This is a genomic window from Streptomyces glaucus (genome assembly GCF_039533365.1).
GTDB lineage: Bacteria > Actinomycetota > Actinomycetes > Streptomycetales > Streptomycetaceae > Streptomyces > Streptomyces glaucus.
Genome location: NZ_BAAATK010000039.1, coordinates 1 through 19,653, shown reverse-complemented (window position 1 = coordinate 19,653; position 19,653 = coordinate 1). Strand labels below are relative to the sequence as shown.

Here is a 19,653-nt window from a genome sequence, read left to right as displayed (position 1 = left end):
GGGTTCATCGAGGTCTTACACGCTGTTGACCCGCGTTCACCTGCGGTGACACGCTGTTGACGGTCCGTGATGCGGCCGCCTCGATGTGACGGACGTCGCCCGGGAGCCACACCGGACGGCTGCCCCGTCCGGCCCGGTGAATGCCCGCGGGCCGGATGGCGCGCGGTCCTCCGCGCGCCATCCGGCGTCATCCGCGCGTTCCGCGGAAGGTCTCCCGCAGGTCATGAACACGCCCCTACGATCGGCGCGCACGTGACGAGCGACGGCGGGAGACACCCATGGGAACCCAGCACACACACGAGCCGGACGGCCAGCCGGGCGTAACCGGGCGACGGGCGCTGCTCGGCGCCGCGGTGCTCGGCACGGGCGGCGCCGTCCTCGGCCTGTCCGGCACGGCCCGGGCGGCCGGCGCCCGGCAGGACGGCCGCGGGGTGAAGGGCCTGCCGGTGCCGACGATCATCGGCCACCGCGGTGCCAGCGGCTACCGGCCGGAGCACACCCTCGGCGCGTACCAGCTCGCCCTCGACATGGGCGCCGACATCGTCGAGGCCGGCGACCTGGTCCCCACCAGGGACGGCCACCTCGTGTGCCGCCACGAGCCCGAGATCGGCGGCACCACGGACGTCGCCGACCACCCCGAGTTCGCCGACCGCAGGACCACCAAGGTCCTCGACGGGGTCCCCACCACCGGCTGGTTCACCGAGGACTTCACGCTCGCCGAGCTCAAGACGCTCCGCGCGACCGAGCGCATCCCCGCCAACCGCCCGCACAACACCCTCTACGACGGTCGCTGGGAGATCCCTACCTTCGAGGAGGTGCTGCGCTGGCAGGACGAGCAGACCCGCAAGCGCGGCAAGCAGGTCTGGATCTACCCCGAGCTCAAGCACCCCACCTACTTCCGCAAGCTCGGCCTCGGCCTGGAGGAGCGGGTCGCCAAGCTGCTGCGCGCCCACCGCCGGGACAGGTGGAACTCGCCGGTCATCCTGCAGTCCTTCGAGCCGACCAGCATCCAGCGCCTGAACAAGCTGGTCGACAACCCGCTCGTGGTGCTGCTGTCCGGCGCCGGCACCCGCCCCTGGGACTTCGTCGAGACCGGTGACCCGCGCACGGTCGCCGACCTGGTCAAGCCGGCCGGCCTCAGGGAGATCGCCTCCTACGCGCAGGGCATCGGCCCGACCCTCGACCTGATCATCCCGCGGGACGGCGCCGGCAACCTCACCGAGCCGACCGGCCTGGTCGCCGACGCGCACAAGGTGGGCCTGATCCTGCACCCCTACACCCTGCGCAACGAGAACCCGTTCCTGCCCGCGGACTTCCGCCGGGGCACCGGCGCCGACGCCTACGGCGACGTGTTCGGCGCCTACCGGGCGTACTTCGCGACCGGCATCGACGGCATCTTCACCGACCAGCCCGACACCGGCCTGCTGGCCCGGGCCGACTTCGTCAACGGCTGAGCCGTCCCGCCCCCGTCGAGGTGACCTCCGGCCGTCCGGGCAACCCGCCGCCCGGGCGGCCGCGTCGCTTCGCACATGACGCACGACCTGGTCACCTCCCTGCGCCCGCTGCTCAGGGCCGAGGCCTGCGCCGAGGCGTACGCCTCGGGGGCCGAGCCCGGCGATCTGGAACAGGCGGTCTGGCTCCGCCTCCTGGAGCGCCTCGGCACCCACGGCCCGCCCGCCGACCCCCACCGCTGGCTGCGCGGCGCCGTGCGCGCCGAGGCCCGCCGCGCCCGCCGTACGACCCGGCGCGAACTGCCGTACGGGGCCGAGCCCGCCGACGAGGCCGGGCGCGATCCCGAACAGCTCGCCCTCGCCGCCGCCCGCCGCCGGGCCCTGCGGGAGGCCGTGCGCCGGCTGCCCGGCCGCTGCCCGCGCCTGGTGGAGGCCCTGCTGTCGCCGAGGGACCCGACCTACCGGGAGATCGCGGGGGAGTTGGGTATCTCACAGGGCAGTCTCGGGCCGGAACGTTCCAGATGTCTGGGATGTCTGCGGCGATTGCTCACATCGGAGGTTGCGGCCCGCCGGGGGCGGGGATAGGAGTGGGGGACGACAGGCGATCAGGTGAGCGGGAGGCATGCGCACATGGGCATGAGCGTGACCATCTCGGCGGCGACCGAGCAGGACGCGGAACAGATCTTCCGGCTGCAGTACCTCTGCTTCCAGAGCGAGGCGGCGCTGTACGGCAACTACCGCATCGACCCGCTCGTCCAGACCCTCGACTCGGTCCGCCGGGAGGTCGCCGAGGACTGCGTCTTCGTGGCGCGGCTCGGCGACGAGGTGGTCGGATCGGTGCGCGGCCGGGTGACCGAGGACGGCGCCGCCTCCATCGGCAAGCTCTGCGTCCACCCCCGCCTCCAGGGCCACGGCATCGGCGCCCGGCTCCTGCGGGCGGCCGAGTCGGCCCTCGCCCAGGAGCGCGGCGCCACCCGCTTCCGCCTGCACACGGGCCACCGCGGCGAGGGCGGCCTGCGCCTGTACCGCCGGGTCGGCTACCAGGCGGTGGGCACCTCCGAGGGCCCCGACGGCGTACCGGTGATCGTCCTGGAGAAGGCGGCGGGCGACTACGCGGCCACCGCCTGATCCCCCCTCAGGAGGCTTCCGGCTGCTGCCCGCGGGACCTGCGCAGCCAGTAGACGGCCGACAGCGGCAGCAGCACCGGAATGAAGAGGTAGCCCATCCCGTAGTCCGACCACACGGTCGCGTCCGGGAAGGCGGACGGCTCGACCAGGGTCCACGTGCCGACGGTGAGCACCCCGACCAGCTCGGCGGCGCAGCACACCAGCGCCGCCCTGCGGGCCGTCTCGCCGCCCCGGACCAGCGTGTACGTGATGAAGCCGTACACCACGCCCGCGACCGCGGACAGCGTGTACGCCAGCGGCGCCCGGTCGAACTCGGTCGCGATCTGGTACACCGACCGCGACACGGCGCCGACGACCATCACGCCGTACAGCCACACCAGCAGCAGGCCGGGGCCGCCGATGAGCCGCGTCCGTGCGGGCTTTCGCTGTGCCGTCGCCACCTCAGCCTCCCCAGATGTCGTACAGCCGCACTTCGAGCACGGCCAGCACCACGCCGCCGGCCGCGACCGTCACCGAACCCCACCGGGTCCGCTCCGCCAGCGACATGAACCCCGCCGCCGGGACGCACGCGAAGGCCCCCAGCAGATACGCCACGAAGATCGTCGTGCCCTGCTCCGGCCGCTCGCCCCGCGCCAGCTGCACGATCCCGACCACCAGCTGGGCCAGGGCCAGCAGTGTCACCACGGCCATGCCGATGAAGTGCCAGTCCTTCGTGGGCTGGTCACGGTAGGCGGCCCAGCCGCACCAGGCGGCGAGCAGCAGCGCGGCGACGCCGGTCGCCAGCGTCAGGGCATCATGCATGGCAGCGACCCTATTACGGCCCGGAATTACGGCCCAAAAGACCCCACGCCCACCCCGGCCGCCGGTCCCCGCGCCCTCACCCCCGGTCGCCGCGTCCTCACTCCCGGTCCCCGTCCGCCGCCCCCGAGCCCCGTCCGCCGCCCCCGAGCCCCGTCTGCCCGCCGCCCGCGCACCGGGCGCCGCCCCGGCCCGCCGCGTCGTCCTCGAGGACGCCCCCGCCGGAAAACCGCTCCGGCCGCGCCGCCGGCACGACCACCGTGGCGTTGGCCACAGCGCACACCGCCCACGAGCTCGGCGCCGGCCTGGTGGTGCGGGACCTGCCCGCCTTGTCCGTCCTGGTCACCGGCGGGGGGGGGCGGGAATCCCCGCGCGCGTCCGGGACCTTCCACGGCTGTCCAGTATGCGGACAGCGAGACGTGGTCAGGAGCATATGTCTGCTTTACTGATGCGCATGACCACGACGAGCTGCCGCACCCCTGCGACCGAGGCGACCCCGACGCCCGGTGCTCGTTGTACGTGTCGAATGTGCGCCTTCTAGAGGGCCCCTGCACCATCCCCGAGCTCGCGCCCCGAAGCGAGCCGCCGTGGCCCCGTGCGCCACCGCCGTACGGGACATCAGCCGCCCCGCGCACATGTTCTCCCCCGGTTCCACCGCCACCGCGAGAACCGTGCCGCGTCCCTGACCGAATGCAGCCGTGCCCGGGCCCATCCGCGCCCGCGCACTCGACAGTGACGGAAACCCCAGTGATCACCACCACGGGCCTGACCAAGGTCTACCGCTCACGCGGCCGTGAGGTCACCGCTCTCGACGGCGTCGACCTGCACGTGCGCGAAGGCGAGGTGTACGGCGTCATCGGCCAGTCCGGCGCCGGCAAGTCCTCGCTCATCCGCTGCGTCAACCTCCTGGAGCGTCCCACCGCCGGCACGGTCACCGTCGCCGGCCAGGACCTCACGGCGCTCGCCGGCCGCGGCCCCCGCGCCGGCCGGGAGCTGCGGCGGGCGCGCAGCCGTATCGGCATGGTCTTCCAGCACTTCAACCTGCTCTCCTCGCGGACCGTGCAGGACAACGTCGAACTGCCGCTGGAGATCCTCGGAAAGTCGGGGAGGGAACGTTCCCGCAAGGCCCTGGAACTGCTCGACCTGGTGGGCCTGGCCGACAAGGCCAAGGCCTACCCCGCCCAGCTCTCCGGCGGCCAGAAGCAGCGCGTCGGCATCGCCCGCGCCCTGGCCGGCGACCCCAAGGTGCTGCTGTCCGACGAGGCCACCAGCGCCCTCGACCCCGAGACCACCCGCTCCATCCTGACGCTGCTGCGCGACCTGAACCGGCAGCTGGGCCTCACCGTCCTGCTCATCACGCACGAGATGGACGTCGTGAAGTCGGTCTGCGACTCGGCCGCCCTGATGGAGAAGGGCCGCATCGTCGAGTCCGGCACCGTCGGCGAGCTGCTCGCCACCCCCGGCTCCCAGCTCGCCGCCGCGCTGTTCCCGGTGGGCGGCGACGCCTCCGGCGACGACCGCACCGTCCTCGACGTCACCTTCCACGGAGAGGCCGCGACCCGGCCCGTCATCTCCCAGCTGGCCCGCACCTACAACATCGACATATCGATCCTCGGTGCCGCCATCGACACCGTCGGCGGCCTCCAGGTCGGCCGGATGCGCATCGAACTGCCCGGCCGCTACGAGGACAACGTCGTGCCGGTCGGCTTCCTGCGCGAACAGGGCCTGCAGATCGACGTGGTGGGCCGGGACGAGTCCCCGCTGGTGAAGGAAGGTGCCAAGTGACCTGGTCCGAGATGCAGCCGCTGCTGGAACAGGCGTGTCGCGAGACGCTGGTGATGGTCGGCTGGTCGACCCTGATCGCCGTCGTCGGCGGCCTGCCCCTCGGCATCCTGCTCGTCCTCACCGACAAGGGCGGCCTGCTGCAGAACACCGTGGTGAACAAGGTCATCGGACAGGTCGTGAACGTCGGCCGCTCGATGCCGTTCATCATCCTCATGGTCGCGCTGATGAGCTTCACCCGCTGGGTCACCGGCACCACCATCGGCAGCGAGGCCGCGATCGTGCCGCTCGCCATCGGCGGCATCCCCTTCTTCGCCCGCCTCGTCGAGACGGCCGTCCGCGAGGTGGACCACGGCCTGGTCGAGGCCGTACAGGCCATGGGCGGCAGCACCTGGACCATCGTCCGCAAGGTCCTGGTCCCCGAGGCGCTGCCGTCGCTCATCGCCTCCACCACCACCACGGTCATCGCCCTCATCGGCTACTCGGCCATGGCCGGCACCGTCGGCGGCGGCGGCCTCGGCGACCTCGCCGTCCGCTACGGCTACCAGCGCTTCGAGACCGGCCTGATGTGGGTCACCGTCGCGGTCCTCGCCGTCGTGATCTCCCTCATCCAGTTCGCCGGCGACTACGCGGCCCGCTCCCTGCACCGCCGCGGCGGCCGCTCCGGCCCCGCGCCCAGGCTGCGGCTGCTGAAGGCCAAGGAGCCGGCCGCGGGCGACGTCGGCAAGGCCGCCTGAGCGGGCCCGCGAAGGACCTCCCGGACTCCCGCGCACCCCGGACTCCCGCACATCCCGGACTCCCCGTACACCCGCGACGGGGTCGCACCACCCACAAGGAAAGGCACTTTTCGTGCGTAACACCGCCAAGATCACCACTGCCGTCCTCGCCGCCGGGGCCCTCGCCTTCGGGCTCACCGCCTGCGGCTCGGGCGACGACGCCGCCTCCGACACCTCCGGCCCGCTGATCGTCGCCGCGAGCCCCGTCCCGCACGCCGAGATCCTGACCTACGTCAAGGAGAACCTGGCCGAGAAGGCGGGCCTCGACCTCGAGGTCAAGGAGTTCACGGACTACGTCACGCCGAACACGGCGACCGAGGACGGCTCCGTGGGCGCCAACTACTTCCAGAACCAGCCGTACCTCGACGACTTCAACAAGAAGAACGGCACCCACATCGTGCCCGTCGTCACGGTGCACCTGGAGCCGCTCGGCCTGTACTCCCGCAAGGCCGAGAAGGCCGACGACCTCAAGAGCGGTGCGACCGTCGCCGTCCCGAACGACACCGTCAACGAGGCGCGGGCGCTGAAGCTGCTCGACGCCAACGGGATCATCACGCTCAAGGACGGCGTGGGCAACGAGGCGACCCCCTCCGACATCGTCAAGAACCCCAAGAACCTCAAGTTCAAGGAGCTGGAGGCGGCCCAGACCCCGCGCTCCCTCGACGACGTCGACGCCGCCGTCATCAACGGCAACTACGCCATCGAGTCCGACCTCGAGCCGGCGGAGGACGCCCTCGTCCTGGAGTCCCCGAAGGACAACCCCTACGGCAACTTCCTCGCGGTCAAGGAGGGCAACGAGGACGACCCGCGCGTGAAGAAGCTCGCCGAGCTGCTCACCTCCGCCGAGGTGAAGAAGTTCATCGAGGACAAGTACGCCGGCTCGGTCATCGCCTCCTTCTGACCCGCACGGCACCACGGGGTCCGCTCCCGGGACGGGAGCGGACCCCGTGGTGCGGCAGCCCGCCTCCATGCTGCATGCTGGGCAGCTCAGCAGGTTCTGACGGTTCAGAAGGTCCGAAGGTTACGGAGCGGCGCATGACGAGCACCTTCCCCACCATCTCCATCAGCACGGAGCGGTTGGTGCTGCGTCCCCTCGACGAGGACGACGTGCCCGCCCTGGCCGAGATGATGAACGACGAGCAGGTCGCGGCCTGGACCGACGTCCCCCAGCCCTTCACCGAGGACGCCGCCCGCACCTGGATCACCGAGTACGCCCCCGCCGAACGCGCCGCCGGACGCGGTCTGGACCTCGCCGTCGCCGAGTTCCTCACCCAGCGGCTGGTCGGCGTCATCCAGCTCACCAAGGCGAACTGGCACGTACGGTCCACCGAACTGTCGTACATCATCGCCCCCTGGGCCCGCGGCGAGGGCTACGCCGCCGAGGCGGCCCTCGCCACCGCCCGGTGGCTCTTCCACGACCAGAAGTTCGAACGCGTCGAGCTGCGCACCGCCGCCGACAACACCGCCTCCCAGCAGGTCGCCCAGAAGATCGGCTGCATCAGCGAGGGCGTCCTGCGCAACGCCTGCATAGCGCACGTCCGCGCCGCGGACGGCACCTGGAGCGACGTGCGCACCGACTACATCGTGTGGAGCCTGCTGCCCGAGGACCTCGAGGGCGCCGGGGAGCGGCCGGCCGACACCGGCGGTTTCCCGTCCTTCACCGACTGGAACTGATCCCGCGGAGGCGGCACCGCCACCCCGCCCCGGTACCGCACCGGGTACCCTCACGGAGCCCGCCCACGGGCGTGTTCCTCGGACGACCTGCGAAAACCCCTGGAGACTGACGACGATGGCCGACCGGGTCACGGTGATCGGCTGGGACGGTTCGCCGCTGACCGCCGCGGCACGCGCCGCCCTGGGCGCCGCCACGCTGGTGGCCGGCGCCGCCCACCACCTGGCGCTGCCCGAGGTGCCGCCTGCCGCCGAGCGCGTCCGCCTCGGCAGCCTCGCCCTCGCCGCCCGCCGCATCGCCGCCCACCGCGGCACGGCGGTCGTGCTCGCCGACGGCGACCCCGGCTTCTTCGGCGTCGTACGCACCCTGCGCGCCCCCGAGTTCGGCCTGGAGGTCGAGGTCGTCCCGGCCGTCTCCTCCGTCGCCGCCGCCTTCGCCCGGGCCGGCATGCCGTGGGACGACGCCCAGGTGGTCGTCGCCCACCCCCGCACCCTGCGCCGCGCGGTGAACGTGTGCCGCGCCCACACCAAGGTCGCCGTCCTCACCTCACCCGGCGCCGGGCCCGCCGAACTCGGCCTGCTCCTGGAGGGGGTGCACCGCACCTTCGTCATCTGCGAGGAACTCGGCACCGAACGCGAGCAGGTCACCGTCGTCACCTCCGACAAGGCCGCCGACCACACCTGGCGCGACCCGAACGTCGTCATCGTCATCGGCGGTCCCGCCCGGACCGGCGGCCCGGACGAGCGCGGCGGCTGGATCGCCGGCCGCGACCCGGCCGCGGGCCCCCGCGGCTGGTCCCTGCCCGCCGAGGCGTACGGCGGCGGCCTCGGCGAGGGCGAGGCGGATCTGCTGCGCGCCGCCCAGCTCGCCCGGCTCGGGCCGCGGCCCGGGGACCTGGTGTGGGACATCGGCTGCGGCAGCGGCGCGTTCGCCACCGAGGCCGGCCGCGGCGGCGCCGCCGTCATCGCCGTCGACCGCGACCCGGACGCCTGCGCCCGCACCGAGACCACCGCCCGCCGCTTCGGCGTGCAGCTCCAGGTCGTGCACGGCACCGCCCCGCACGTCCTGGAGGACCTGCCCGAACCGGACGTCGTCCGCGTCGGCGGCGGGGGAGCGGCGGTGGTCTCCGCGGTCGCCGACCGCCGCCCGCAGCGCATCGTCACGCACGCGGCGACCCGGGACGCGGCCGAACTCGTCGGCCGCGACCTCACCGAGCACGGCTACGTCGTCGAGTGCGCCCTGCTGCAGTCCGTCGGACTCGACACCCGCACCTGGGCGGAGACGGAGCGGAGCGTCGCCTTCCTGCTCAGTGGTGCGCTGCCCGGCCGCACGCCCTGACCCGGGACCGTCCCCGCGCTCCGATCGTCGTACCGCGCGCGGTAGGCTGGCCGATCGTCGTACCGCACTCGGACGCCCGGCGCCTCGCCGGTCGATGCCCGGAAGGCACGCCCGCTCCGGGGCGGGTGTGGTACGGCGGAACCGGAGGACGCGCAACGTGGCGCAGTCCACAGCGGAACCGCCGCGGATCAGGCTGTCGTGACGGGGGAACGGCCGCGACAATGCCACTCAATGGCTTTGTCGTCTTTTCCGGCGGGTCGTTCGTGCCGCTGGGCACGCACGCTCGTTGTTCACCGCGGGGCGGTCGGTGCGCCGTTCCGGGTGAGCTGGTCGTAGAAGCACTAACCGATGGGCGAGGGGTACGCATGACCGACACCGGCCAGGTCCCGGGCGAGGGGCTGCCGGAGAACGCAGGCACGGTGGAGCAGCCGGGCGTCCCCGCGCCCGGCGCGTACACCTACCTCTCCGAGACCACCGCCGAGGACGAGGACCTGTTGCTGCTGCCGGGCGCCCAGGGCGCCTGGGGCAACGAGGTCCCGCCGCCCGCGCCGGAGCCGGTCGTCGAGGCCGTGCACGAGCCGGGCCCGCACGAGCTGTCCGGCCGCGACAGCGGCTCGGTCGACCTCGGCGGCGTCCGCCTGCCCGACCCCACGCCGCCGCCGGCCGCGCCGCGCCGGCCCCTGCACCTCGGTCCGCCGATCCCGGACACCTCCGCGAGCCCGGTCCGCTCCCTCGCCGACCGCGGTCCCGCGCACGCGCCGGTACGCCAGCCCGGGCCGCCGGCGACCGGCCCCGAGTACCTCGACGCCCCGCCGGAGGCGGCCCCGCAGGGGGGCGCGCCCTGGGGCGCGCCGACCGCTCCGACCGCGCCGCAGGCCCACGTCCGCCAGAGTGCCGGGACGGCGGTGCCTGCCGAAACGGTTGTCCCGGCACCGGGGCACACCGCCGGAACCCCGGACCCGGCGGCCGAGCCGGCGGGCGCGGCGCAGGCCGTGGTGGCGCGGGTGGCCGGCGAGGCCGCCGCCGACGCCGGCACGGGCGTCCAGCCCGTGGCGACCGTGGACGCGCCGCCGGAGGAGGCCGCGCAGGACGGTGCCTACGACGTACGGGTCCCGCAGGGCGACGCGCACGACGCGCAGGCCCCGCAGGGCGGGACGGGCACGCCGGACGGCGGCGTGGCGGACGGCGCGCAGACCGCCCCGGTCGCCGCCGCGCCCGCCCCGGAAGCCCCGCAGGGACCCGCCCCCGACGCCGGCGAGGCCGTACCCGGTACGGACGCCGCGCAGGCCGTCGAGCCCGCCCCCGCCCCGGAGGCCGCACCCGCGGAACCCCGCCCCGAGGCCGCCTCCGGCGAGGACGGGCAGCTCCCGGAGTCCGCCCCCGCCCCGGAGGCCGCACCCGCGGAAGCGGACGCCCAGGCCCCCGAGGCGGCGCCGTCGGAGGAGGCGCAGGCCGCCGGCACGCCCGAGCCCCCGGCCGGCGGGCCCGCCGAGGTGCTCGTTCCCGAGCCCGCCCAGCCCGCCGAGGCGCCCGTCGTCCAGGCCCCCGAGGCGGCGCCGTCGGAGGAGGCGCAGGCCGCTGGCACGCCCGAGCCCCCGGCCGACGAGCCCGCCGAGGTGCCCGTTCCCGAGCCCGCCCAGCCCGCCGAGGCACCTGTCGTCCAGATCCCCGGGGCGGCGGCGCCGTTCCCGGTGGCCCCCGCCGAGCCGTGGGCGCCGCAGCCCGCGGACGGTTCCGGCGCCGTCGTGTCCGAGGCTCCCGCCGCCCCGGCGGCCCCGGACGCCCAGCCGGCCCAGGACCCGGGGCAGGCTCCGCCCTCCGCCGTCACGCCGGCCGCGCACCCCTCCGGGACCCCCGAGGGCGCGCAGCCGGCCCAGGAGGCGCAGCCCGCCCCGGACGTCCAGCCCGCCCAGGGCCCCCAGTCGGTGCCGGACCCCGCCGCGGCGCCCTTCCCGGCGGACCCCTTCCCTCCCGCCGCCCCCGCCGAGCCGCAGCCCCACGCCGCGGAACCCGGCACCTCCGCGCCCGCGGATCCGGCCGTCCCCGCGCCCGCGGAGCACACCGCTCCCGACGTCACCGCCCTCCTGCCCGGCGGCCCGACTCTCCCGGAGCAGCCTCCGGGGGAGTCCGTGCCGGCCGAGGACCCGGTGCCGGCCGCCCCGCACCTCGCGCCGGCCCCGGCACAGGTCCCCTCCCCGTCGGCGGAGGAGCAGCAGGCGCCGGACGGCGCCGTCCCGGTCCCCGCGCCCCACGAGGCCGGCCCGGACGTCGCGCAGAACGCCGACGACCTGGAGACCCGGGCCGCCGGACAGGAGGACCGGCACAGCCCGCAGGACCAGCAGAACCCGCAGGATCCGGAAGAAGAGAGCACGGCCCCCGTGGCAGAAGCACGACAGTCCACCGGTCCGGCCGCGCCCCCCTACGCCGAGGCCGAACGCGAGGCCGTCCTGAAGGTCATGCGCGAGCGCCGTGACATCCGCAACGGCTTCCGCAGCGACCCCATCCCGCACGAGGTGCTGCTGCGCGTCCTGGAGGCCGCGCACACCGCGCCCTCCGTCGGCCACTCGCAGCCCTGGGACTTCGTCGTCATCCGCTCCGCCGAGACCCGGCGCACGATGCACGAACTGGCCATGCGCCAGCGCGAGGCCTACGCGCGGTCCCTGCCCAAGGGCCGCGCCAAGCAGTTCAAGGAACTGAAGATCGAGGCCATCCTCGACACCCCGGTCAACATCGTCGTCACCGCCGACCCGACCCGCGGCGGCCGCCACACCCTGGGCCGCCACACCCAGCCCCAGATGGCGCCGTACTCCGCCGCGCTCGCCGTGGAGAACCTCTGGCTCGCCGCCCGGGCCGAGGGCCTGGGCGTCGGCTGGGTCAGCTTCTTCGACGAGCGCGAGATGGTCCGCGCGCTGGGCCTGCCCGAGCACCTGGAGGTCATCGCCTACCTGTGCGTCGGGTACGTCGACGAGTTCCCGGACGAGCCCGAGCTGATGCAGGCCGGCTGGTCCAAGCGCCGCCCGCTGTCCTGGGTGGTGCACGAGGAGACGTACGGCCGCCGCGCCCTGCCCGGCGAGGAGCCGCACGACCTGCTCGCCGAGACCGTCGCGCAGATCCGCCCGCTGGACGCCAAGGCGCTCGGCGAGGCGTGGGAGCGGCAGAAGCGGATGACGAAACCGGCCGGCGCGCTCGGCATGCTGGAGATCATCTCCGCCCAGCTCTGCGGCCTGTCCCGCCAGTGCCCGCCGCCCGTCCCCGAGCCCGCGGCCGTGGCGATCTTCGCCGGCGACCACGGGGTGCACGCCCAGGGCGTGACCCCCTGGCCGCAGGAGGTCACCGGCCAGATGGTCGCCAACTTCCTGGGCGGGGGAGCGGTCTGCAACGCCTTCGCCAACCAGGTCGGCGCGGAGGTCTGCGTGGTGGACGTCGGCGTGGCCGCCGATCTCCCCGCCACGCCCGGCCTGCTGCCCCGCAAGATCCGCGGCGGTACGTCCGACATGACCGCCGGCCCCGCGATGACCCGCGAGGAGGCCAAGAAGGCCGTCGAGGTCGGCATCGAGACGGCCCGCGACCTGGTGGCGGCCGGCAACAAGGCGCTGCTGACGGGGGAGATGGGCATCGCCAACACGACGGCGTCCGCCGCTCTGATCTCCGTCTTCACGGGCGCGGACCCGGCCGAGGTGACCGGCCGGGGCACCGGCATCAACGACGAGACCCTCGCCCGCAAGACGGACGTCGTCCGCCGCGCGCTCGAACTGCACCAGCCCGACCCGGCCGACCCCCTCGGCGTCCTCGCCGCGGTCGGCGGCTTCGAGCACGCCGCCATGGTCGGCCTGCTCCTCGGCGGCGCCTCCCTGCGCACGCCGGTGATCCTGGACGGCGTCAGCGCCGGCGCCGCCGCGCTGGTCGCCCGCGCGATCGCCCCCGAGGTCCTCGCGGCCTGCATCGCCGGCCACCGCAGCGCCGAGCCCGGCCACGTGGCGGCGCTGAACAAGCTGGGCCTGCGCCCGCTCGTCGACCTCGACCTGCGCCTGGGCGAGGGCACGGGCGCGCTGCTCGCCCTGCCGCTGGTGCAGAGCACGGCACGCGCGATGCACGAGGTGGCGACGTTCGACTCGGCGGGCGTCACCGAGAAGTAGCGGGCACCCAGGAGCGGGGGCGGGGCGGCGCACCGCCCCACCCCGCCCCCGCCGTACGCTGAACCCACTCTTAAAATCCGCACGTCAGGGCCGCTCCAGAGCCGTAGCGCCCACCGCACGCCGCCCCTACGAGGAGCCACACCCTCATGGCCGAACACCCCGCCTACCCCGTAGGTCTCCGCCTCACCGGCCGCCGCGTGGTCGTCCTCGGCGGCGGCCAGGTGGCCCAGCGCCGCCTCCCGGCCCTGATAGCGGCGGGCGCGGACGTCCTCCTGGTCTCCCCCGAGGCGACCCCCTCCGTGGAGGCCATGGCGGACGCGGGCGAGATCACCTGGGCCAGGCGCCGGTACGCCGACGGCGACCTCGCCGACGCCTGGTACGCCCTGATCGCCACCAGCGACCCGGAGGCCAACGCCGCCGCCTCCGCCGAGGCCGAGCGCCACCGCGTCTGGTGCGTCCGCTCCGACGACGCCGACGCCGCCACCGCCTGGACCCCGGCCACCGGCCACAGCGAGGGCGTCACGATCGCCGTCCTCACCACCCACGCCAAGGGCCGCGACCCCCGCCACACCGCGGCCGTCCGGGACGCGGTCGTCGAGGGACTGCGCGACGGCACCCTGGTGGCGCCCCACCACCGCACCCGCACCCCGGGCGTCGCCCTGGTCGGCGGCGGCCCCGGCGACCCGGACCTGATCACCGTCCGCGGCCGCCGTCTCCTCGCCGAGGCCGACGTCGTCATCGCGGACCGCCTCGGCCCCCGCGACCTGCTCGCCGAACTCCCGCCGCACGTCGAGGTGATCGACGCGGCGAAGATCCCCTACGGCCGCTACATGGCCCAGGAGGCCATCAACAACGCGCTGATCGAGCACGCCAAGCAGGGCAAGTCGGTGGTACGGCTCAAGGGCGGCGACCCGTACGTCTTCGGCCGCGGCATGGAGGAGCTGCAGGCGCTCGCCGAGGCGGGCATCCCCTGCACGGTCGTGCCCGGCGTCTCCAGCTCCGTCTCGGTCCCGGGCGCCGCCGGCATCCCGGTCACCCACCGGGGCGTCGCCCACGAGTTCACCGTGGTCAGCGGCCATGTCGCCCCCGACGACGAGCGTTCTCTGGTCGACTGGCCCGCCCTCGCCAGGCTGACCGGGACGCTGGTGATCCTCATGGGCGTCGACAAGATCGGCAAGATCGCCGAGACCCTCGTCGCCCACGGCAAGTCCCCCGACACCCCGGTCGCCCTCGTCCAGGAGGGCACCACGGCCGCCCAGCGCCGCGTGGACGCCACCCTCGCCACCGTCGCCGAGGCGGTCCGTACGCACGAGGTCAGGCCCCCGGCGGTCATCGTCGTCGGCGAGGTCGTCACCGTGGGCCCGCGCGAGCCGGAGTGACCGGGAGCGATCCCCCACCGCTCCGAGCCGTTGGCACCCCACCCAGGACGAGGCAGTATCACCCGTGGCCGATCTCATCACCGTCGACGACCCCGACGACCCGCGCCTGCACGACTACACGGGCCTGACCGACGTCGAGCTGCGCCGCAGGCGCGAGCCGGCCGAGGGCCTGTTCGTCGCCGAGGGCGAGAAGGTCATCCGCCGGGCCGGGCAAGCCGGCTACGAGATGCGGTCCATGCTGCTGTCGGCCAAGTGGATCGACGCCCTGCGGGACGTCATCGACGAGCTGTCGGCCCCGGTGTACGTGGTCAGCCCGGAACTCGCCGAGCAGGTCACCGGCTACCACGTGCACCGCGGCGCGCTCGCCTCCATGCGGCGCAAGCCGCTGCCCACGGCGGCCGGCCTGCTGCGGACCGCCCGCCGGGTCGTGATCATGGAGTCGGTCAACGACCACACCAACATCGGCGCGATCTTCCGTTCCGCCGCCGCGCTCGGCATGGACGCGGTCCTGCTCTCCCCGGACTGCGCCGACCCCCTCTACCGCCGCAGCGTCAAGGTCTCCATGGGCGCGGTCTTCTCGGTCCCGTACGCGCGTCTGGACGCCTGGCCCCAGGACCTGGAGCCGGTCCGCGAGGCGGGCTTCACGCTGCTCGCGCTCACTCCGGACGGAACGGCCCGGACCCTCGACGAGGCCGCCCCGCACCGGATGGAACGCGTGGCCCTGATGCTCGGCGCCGAGGGCTCCGGCCTGTCCCGGCAGGCCCTGGCCGCCGCCGACGCATGGGTCCGCATCCCCATGTCCCACGGCGTGGACTCCCTCAACGTGGGCGCCGCCGCCGCGGTCGCCTTCTACGCGGTGACGGCGGGCCGCCCCCGCACCTAGCGCCCCGGCGGGCGGCGTCCGCCCCGCCGCGGGACCCGGCACGTTCCCTCGCCACCGCCGGAGCGGGGAGGCGTCCCCGTCCGCCGCACCGGCCGGGGGTCCGGACGGGTCCGGTACGGGCACGCCGGGGGCACGCACCGGACGCCGCCCCCTTGACGGAGGTCCGCCGGAAGGGCTCTAGCCGACCCGGCCGGACGCCGACGCGCGCCGCTCGGCCGTGAACCCTCCGGCCAGCGGTCCGGCGTCCTTCCGCACGGGCTCGTACTCCTGCTCCTGCCGCACGCCGTTCCCGCCGCCGTCCAGTCCGCGCGCGGGCCCCTGACAGCCCTGTGCCGCCGCGATGCCCAGCGCCACCAGCAGTGTCACCACGACGAACACGAACAGCCGCTGCCGCAGCAGCCGCGGGTTGGCGGGCCGCAGTCCCGTCCCCGTCGTCCGGGGCGCCGGACGCCCGGCACCGCTGCGCGGCGCGGGACGGCTGCCGCTGCCGGACCGCGTCGTGTTCCGTCCGGTGCCGCGGGACGCCGGCGTGGGCCGCGCCCCGGACCGCGCCGGCGCACCGGCACCGCGTGCGGAGCCGCCGCCCCGCGACGGGACCCCGCCCCGTGCCGGAGCGCTGCCCCGCGCGGGAGTGGTGCCCCGCGCCGGAGTGGTACCCCGCGCGGGAGTGCTGCCGCGCGCCGGAGTGACGCCCCGCGCGGGAGTGCTGCCGCGTCCCGGGCCGCCGCCCCGCGGCGCGGGAGTCCTCGGCGCCCCCTGCTGCGGACGCCGCCGGTCGCGGTCCGGGTAGGTGTCGGCGAGCCGTCCGGTGGGCCGGTCCGCCTCCCCGGCCCGTGGCGCGGGCGGCCGCGCGTCGGTCGGCCCCTGGGCCTCCCGGGCCGCGATCTCCTTCAGCCGCAGCGACAGTTGGAGCGTGCTGGGCCGCTCGTCGGGGTCCTTCGCGAGGCACGCCCGGATCAGCGGGGCCAGCGCGTCCGGGACGCCGTGCAGCTGGGGCTCCTCGTGCACCACGCGGTACAGCATCACCTCGGAACTGCCGTGCCCGAAGGGCGAGTCCCCCATGGACGCGTACGCCAGGGTGGCGCCGAGCGAGAACACGTCCGTGGCCGGCGTGACCGCCGCGCCGCGCACCTGCTCCGGCGCGAGGAAGCCCGGTGAGCCGACCGCCGTACCCACGTGGGTGAGCGTCGAGGCGCCGGTCGCCCAGGCGATGCCGAAGTCGATGATCCGCGGTCCCTTCGGGGACAGCAGGATGTTGGACGGCTTCAGGTCCCGGTGCACGACCCCGGCCTCGTGCACGGCGACCAGCCCCTCGGACAGGGCGGCCCCGATGGCGGCGACCTCCGCCGCGCTCAGCGGCCCCTCGTCGACGACCTTGTCGTGCAGGGAGGGGCCGGGTACGTACTGCGTCGCGAACCACGGCCGGTCCGCCTCCAGGTCGGCCGCCACCAGCCGCGCGGTGCACCCGCCCCTGATCCGCCGCGCCGCCGAGACCTCACGGGCGAACCGCGAGCGGAACTCCTGGTCCTCCGCCAGATCCGGCCGGATGACCTTCAGCGCGACCCGCTGCCCCTTCTTGTCGGAGCCCAGGTAGACCACGCCCATTCCGCCCGCGCCGAGCCGCCTGTGAAGCCTGAACGAGCCGACGACGCGCGGGTCCTCGCGCCTCAGGCGCATCATCGCCATGTTCATCCCCGCTGCCCGGTCCTGTGACGAGCCACAGCTTACGTTTCCACGGCCGCCCGCGCGCAGAGGCCGCGCCCTCTCGCCCCGATCGATTGTCAGTGCCGGGTGGGAGACTTGGAAGGTGGTCGAGGAACGCGCGAGCAGGCCGGCGGCACGCCGCCTGTGATCCCAAACAGCGGTCACAGAAGGGGGATTGGACCCGTGAAGGGTGATCGTGTGGAGATAGTCGTGGACGCCGGCGACACGACGCGCACCTACGAGGTCGTGGCGAGCAGGGCGGGCCGCCGGGTGGAGACGGCGGTGCGCCGGGGCGTGGTGGAAGTGAGCGAAGTCACCCGCTCCGGGACAGTCGTACGAACGGCCCGCTTCATGGCGAACCGGGTCCTCGCCCTGGTCGAGCAGCCCGTTCCGCGCGAGGACAGCTCGGAGAAAGCAGGGCACAGCGGTCGTCCCCTCCGGGAAGACCCCGAGACGTGAGCCGCCTTCTCCACCCAGGGGAGTAGGCGGCAGGTCATGGCTCATCCTCCGGGAGGCCCGGCAATCGGTACGCGGGCATGACGCCCGGGCGACCGCCGGACGCATAGATTCGAGGTCGAGCGGCGGGTGCGGCACTCGTCCCCCGAGGCCGGGCACCCGTCGCCGCCGACGACAACACCGAACGGTCAGGAGAGGGCCATGGCCCACACGGCACTGCGGACACCGGTCCGCACGCAGGAGCGCAGGGCGTACACCGCCTCGTTCCGCTCCCGCCGCCAGGGCCGCCGCCACCCCGCGGTGGCGACGCTGATGGCCCTTCCCCTGGCGGTCCTGCTCCTCCTCGTCTTCGACGGGTGGGAGACAGTGGCCACACAGGCGTCGTCCGTGGGTGTGATGCTGGGGCGCTGAGCGGCGACCCCAGGCCCGGAAGAGCGGTCCGGGCGGGGACATCCATCCATGAAACCCCGTGGGGACGGGGGTGCGGCGGACGGCACGGATGCCGGCGCGGCTGGGGAGCCGCGCCGGCATCGCCGTGTCGTGCGCCCGAGCCGTCCGCCGCTTTCGCGGCGAGGACGCCCGGCGCGGGGAGGACCGGCGGCGGGTCGCGGCGCGTGGGGACGGGCCGGGGCCGGCGGCCTCGTCCGGGCCCCGCTCCGGCCGGCCAGGGCCCCCTCGCGTACGCTCGCCGCACCGACCCGCACGACCGGGAGTCCCGTGACCACGAACCCCCTCCTGTCCGGGCTGACCGTCCATGCGACGGCCGCGGCCCACTCCCGTACGGCGGCCTGCGCCTGCGGAGCGACCGTCGTCCTCGCCGACCGGCCCGACGCCACCGTCGCCCGGCACGCGGACACCGTCGCCAAGGCGCACTCCGCCGGCACCGACCCCGGCGAACTCGGCGTCCGCCTCGCCGTCGCCGCCCGCCTCCCCGGCATCCTCCTGCCCCCGCTCGACCCGACGCCGGCCGACCTGCACGGCAGGCTCGTGACGTGCTGGCCCCACGGCAGCCCGGTCGACCCGGACGATCCCGGCGCCGCCCCCTGGGAGGCCGCCGCCACCCTCCTCGCCCGCCTGCACCGGAGCCCCGTCCCGCCGGGCCTGCCCCCGATGCGCGGGCCCGCCGAGGCGGCCCGGGCCGTCGCCCGCCTCCGGGCCGCCGGCCCGCACCCCGGCACCGCCTCCGTCCTGCGGGCCTGGGCGGCCCTGCCCGCCTGGGCCCGCGCCGAGGCGCCCCTGCCGGACACCGCCACCCTGTGCCACGGCGATTTCCACCTCGGTCAGCTCGTGCGCCATCCGGCTCCGGACGGGCCCTGGCTGCTGATCGACGTCGACGACCTCGGCACCGGCGTCCCCGCCTGGGACCTCGCGCGGCCCGCGGCCTGGTACGCCTGCGGCCTGCTCCCGCCCGACGCGTGGCACCGCTTCCTGGCGGCCTACCGCGCGGCGGCCGGCCCGGCCGTTCCCGCGGACGGCGACCCGTGGCCCGCCCTCGACGTCCCCGCCCGCGCCCTGACCGTGCAGACCGCCGCCCGGGCGATCACCAAGGCGGTCGCCGCCGGCCGCGCGCTGGACGGGGTCGAGCAGGCCGTCGTCGACGCCTGCCACCGAATGGGCACCGTCCCCCCGCAGTTGACCCCGAGCTTCGCAAAGTAGGGTGCAACCGACCGCGGCCGGACAGAGTCTGTCCCGGCGGTACACGAAGCAGGACCGACCGGCGAGGAGTTGAACCGACCATGCAGTGTCCGAAGTGTCATGCCCCGATGCACACGTACAACCGCAACGGTGTCCAGATCGAGCAGTGCAGCGGCTGCCGGGGGATCTTCCTCGACTACGGCGAACTGGAGGCGCTGACCCGTCTGGAGGCCCAGTGGTCCCAGGCCGCCCCGCCGCCCCCGCAGTCCTACCCGGCGCCGCCGGCCCCGCAGTCCTACCCGGCGCCGCCGGCCCCTGCCTGGGGCGCCCCGCACGGCGGCCACCACGGCCACCACGGCCGCAAGAGCTTCGGGCGCATGCTGTTCTCCAGCTGAGCCGGCCGGGCCGCACGGACGACGAAGCCCCCGGCCGTCTCGCACGGCCGGGGGCTCCGGTGTGATGTGGACGATACTGGGATTGAACCAGTGACCTCTTCCGTGTCAGGGAAGCGCTCTC

The 19,653-nt window shown here is 75.0% G+C and carries 18 protein-coding genes and 1 pseudogene; 16 read left to right on the top strand and 3 right to left on the bottom strand.

Annotated elements, in window-relative coordinates:
* The first annotated feature begins 278 nt into the window (after positions 1–278).
* From ABD363_RS24365 to ABD363_RS24355, 3 genes are all read left to right on the top strand, one after another.
* On the top strand, positions 279–1,454 hold the full coding sequence (locus tag ABD363_RS24365) for a glycerophosphodiester phosphodiesterase (protein WP_344607113.1): 1,176 nt from the start codon (positions 279–281) through the stop codon (positions 1,452–1,454).
* A gap of 75 nt (positions 1,455–1,529) precedes the next feature.
* On the top strand, positions 1,530–2,036 hold the full coding sequence (locus ABD363_RS24360; protein ID WP_344607111.1) for a sigma-70 family RNA polymerase sigma factor: 507 nt from the start codon (positions 1,530–1,532) through the stop codon (positions 2,034–2,036).
* Between the two features lie 45 nt (positions 2,037–2,081).
* On the top strand, positions 2,082–2,579 hold the full coding sequence (locus ABD363_RS24355; protein ID WP_344607109.1) for a GNAT family N-acetyltransferase: 498 nt from the start codon (positions 2,082–2,084) through the stop codon (positions 2,577–2,579).
* A gap of 7 nt (positions 2,580–2,586) precedes the next feature.
* Here the strand turns inward: ABD363_RS24355 and ABD363_RS24350 are convergent, their stop codons facing one another.
* Together ABD363_RS24350 and ABD363_RS24345 are read right to left on the bottom strand one after the other, a co-directional pair.
* Positions 2,587–3,018, bottom strand: a complete 432-nt coding sequence (locus tag ABD363_RS24350; protein WP_344607107.1) for a hypothetical protein — start codon at positions 3,016–3,018, stop codon at positions 2,587–2,589.
* A 1-nt stretch (position 3,019) separates the two neighbouring features.
* Entirely contained in the window at positions 3,020–3,379 is a 360-nt protein-coding gene (locus ABD363_RS24345; RefSeq protein WP_344607105.1) for a hypothetical protein, read from the bottom strand.
* A gap of 142 nt (positions 3,380–3,521) precedes the next feature.
* Here ABD363_RS24345 and ABD363_RS24340 point away from each other — a divergent pair.
* The 9 genes and pseudogenes from ABD363_RS24340 to ABD363_RS24300 form a co-directional block, all read left to right on the top strand.
* Positions 3,522–3,750 (top strand): annotated as a pseudogene (locus tag ABD363_RS24340) (HAD family hydrolase); the annotation flags it as partial.
* Between the two features lie 373 nt (positions 3,751–4,123).
* Positions 4,124–5,161, top strand: a complete 1,038-nt coding sequence (locus ABD363_RS24335; protein WP_344607103.1) for a methionine ABC transporter ATP-binding protein — start codon at positions 4,124–4,126, stop codon at positions 5,159–5,161.
* Positions 5,158–5,895 carry a methionine ABC transporter permease gene (locus ABD363_RS24330; RefSeq protein WP_344607101.1) on the top strand — a complete coding sequence of 246 codons (738 nt, stop codon included), beginning with the start codon at positions 5,158–5,160 and terminating at the stop codon, positions 5,893–5,895. The genes ABD363_RS24335 and ABD363_RS24330 overlap by 4 nt, the downstream gene beginning before the upstream one ends.
* Before the next feature lie 112 nt (positions 5,896–6,007).
* Positions 6,008–6,835, top strand: a complete 828-nt coding sequence (locus ABD363_RS24325; protein ID WP_344607099.1) for a MetQ/NlpA family ABC transporter substrate-binding protein — start codon at positions 6,008–6,010, stop codon at positions 6,833–6,835.
* Between the two features lie 134 nt (positions 6,836–6,969).
* Positions 6,970–7,608, top strand: coding sequence for a GNAT family N-acetyltransferase (locus tag ABD363_RS24320; protein ID WP_344607097.1), 639 nt, complete (start codon positions 6,970–6,972; stop codon positions 7,606–7,608).
* Positions 7,609–7,723: 115 nt separating this feature from the next.
* A complete protein-coding gene (cbiE, locus tag ABD363_RS24315; RefSeq protein ID WP_344607095.1) occupies positions 7,724–8,944 on the top strand; it encodes a precorrin-6y C5,15-methyltransferase (decarboxylating) subunit CbiE in 1,221 nt (406 codons plus the stop codon).
* 365 nt (positions 8,945–9,309) lie between these two features.
* Positions 9,310–13,080, top strand: coding sequence for a nicotinate-nucleotide--dimethylbenzimidazole phosphoribosyltransferase (gene cobT, locus ABD363_RS24310; RefSeq protein ID WP_344607093.1), 3,771 nt, complete (start codon positions 9,310–9,312; stop codon positions 13,078–13,080).
* Positions 13,081–13,226: 146 nt separating this feature from the next.
* The gene (gene cobA / locus ABD363_RS24305) at positions 13,227–14,459 is read left to right on the top strand and encodes a uroporphyrinogen-III C-methyltransferase (protein ID WP_344607091.1); all 1,233 of its coding nucleotides are present in this window, start codon (positions 13,227–13,229) and stop codon (positions 14,457–14,459) included.
* A gap of 64 nt (positions 14,460–14,523) precedes the next feature.
* A complete protein-coding gene (locus ABD363_RS24300) occupies positions 14,524–15,342 on the top strand; it encodes a TrmH family RNA methyltransferase (RefSeq protein ID WP_344607089.1) in 819 nt (272 codons plus the stop codon).
* 177 nt (positions 15,343–15,519) lie between these two features.
* Here ABD363_RS24300 and ABD363_RS24295 read toward each other — a convergent pair whose 3' ends face one another.
* Positions 15,520–17,034 (bottom strand): serine/threonine-protein kinase, encoded by a 1,515-nt coding sequence (locus ABD363_RS24295; protein WP_344607088.1) that lies wholly within the window; start codon positions 17,032–17,034, stop codon positions 15,520–15,522.
* A 195-nt stretch (positions 17,035–17,229) separates the two neighbouring features.
* Between ABD363_RS24295 and ABD363_RS24290 the strand changes: the two genes are divergently transcribed.
* From ABD363_RS24290 to ABD363_RS24275, 4 genes are all read left to right on the top strand, one after another.
* Positions 17,230–17,505, top strand: a complete 276-nt coding sequence (locus tag ABD363_RS24290) for a hypothetical protein (RefSeq protein WP_344607087.1) — start codon at positions 17,230–17,232, stop codon at positions 17,503–17,505.
* A gap of 198 nt (positions 17,506–17,703) precedes the next feature.
* Positions 17,704–17,913 carry a hypothetical protein gene (locus ABD363_RS24285; RefSeq protein ID WP_344607086.1) on the top strand — a complete coding sequence of 70 codons (210 nt, stop codon included), beginning with the start codon at positions 17,704–17,706 and terminating at the stop codon, positions 17,911–17,913.
* A gap of 306 nt (positions 17,914–18,219) precedes the next feature.
* The gene (locus tag ABD363_RS24280; protein ID WP_344607085.1) at positions 18,220–19,158 is read left to right on the top strand and encodes a phosphotransferase; all 939 of its coding nucleotides are present in this window, start codon (positions 18,220–18,222) and stop codon (positions 19,156–19,158) included.
* Positions 19,159–19,238: 80 nt separating this feature from the next.
* The gene (locus ABD363_RS24275) at positions 19,239–19,532 is read left to right on the top strand and encodes a TFIIB-type zinc ribbon-containing protein (protein ID WP_344607083.1); all 294 of its coding nucleotides are present in this window, start codon (positions 19,239–19,241) and stop codon (positions 19,530–19,532) included.
* The last annotated feature ends 121 nt before the right edge of the window (positions 19,533–19,653 follow it).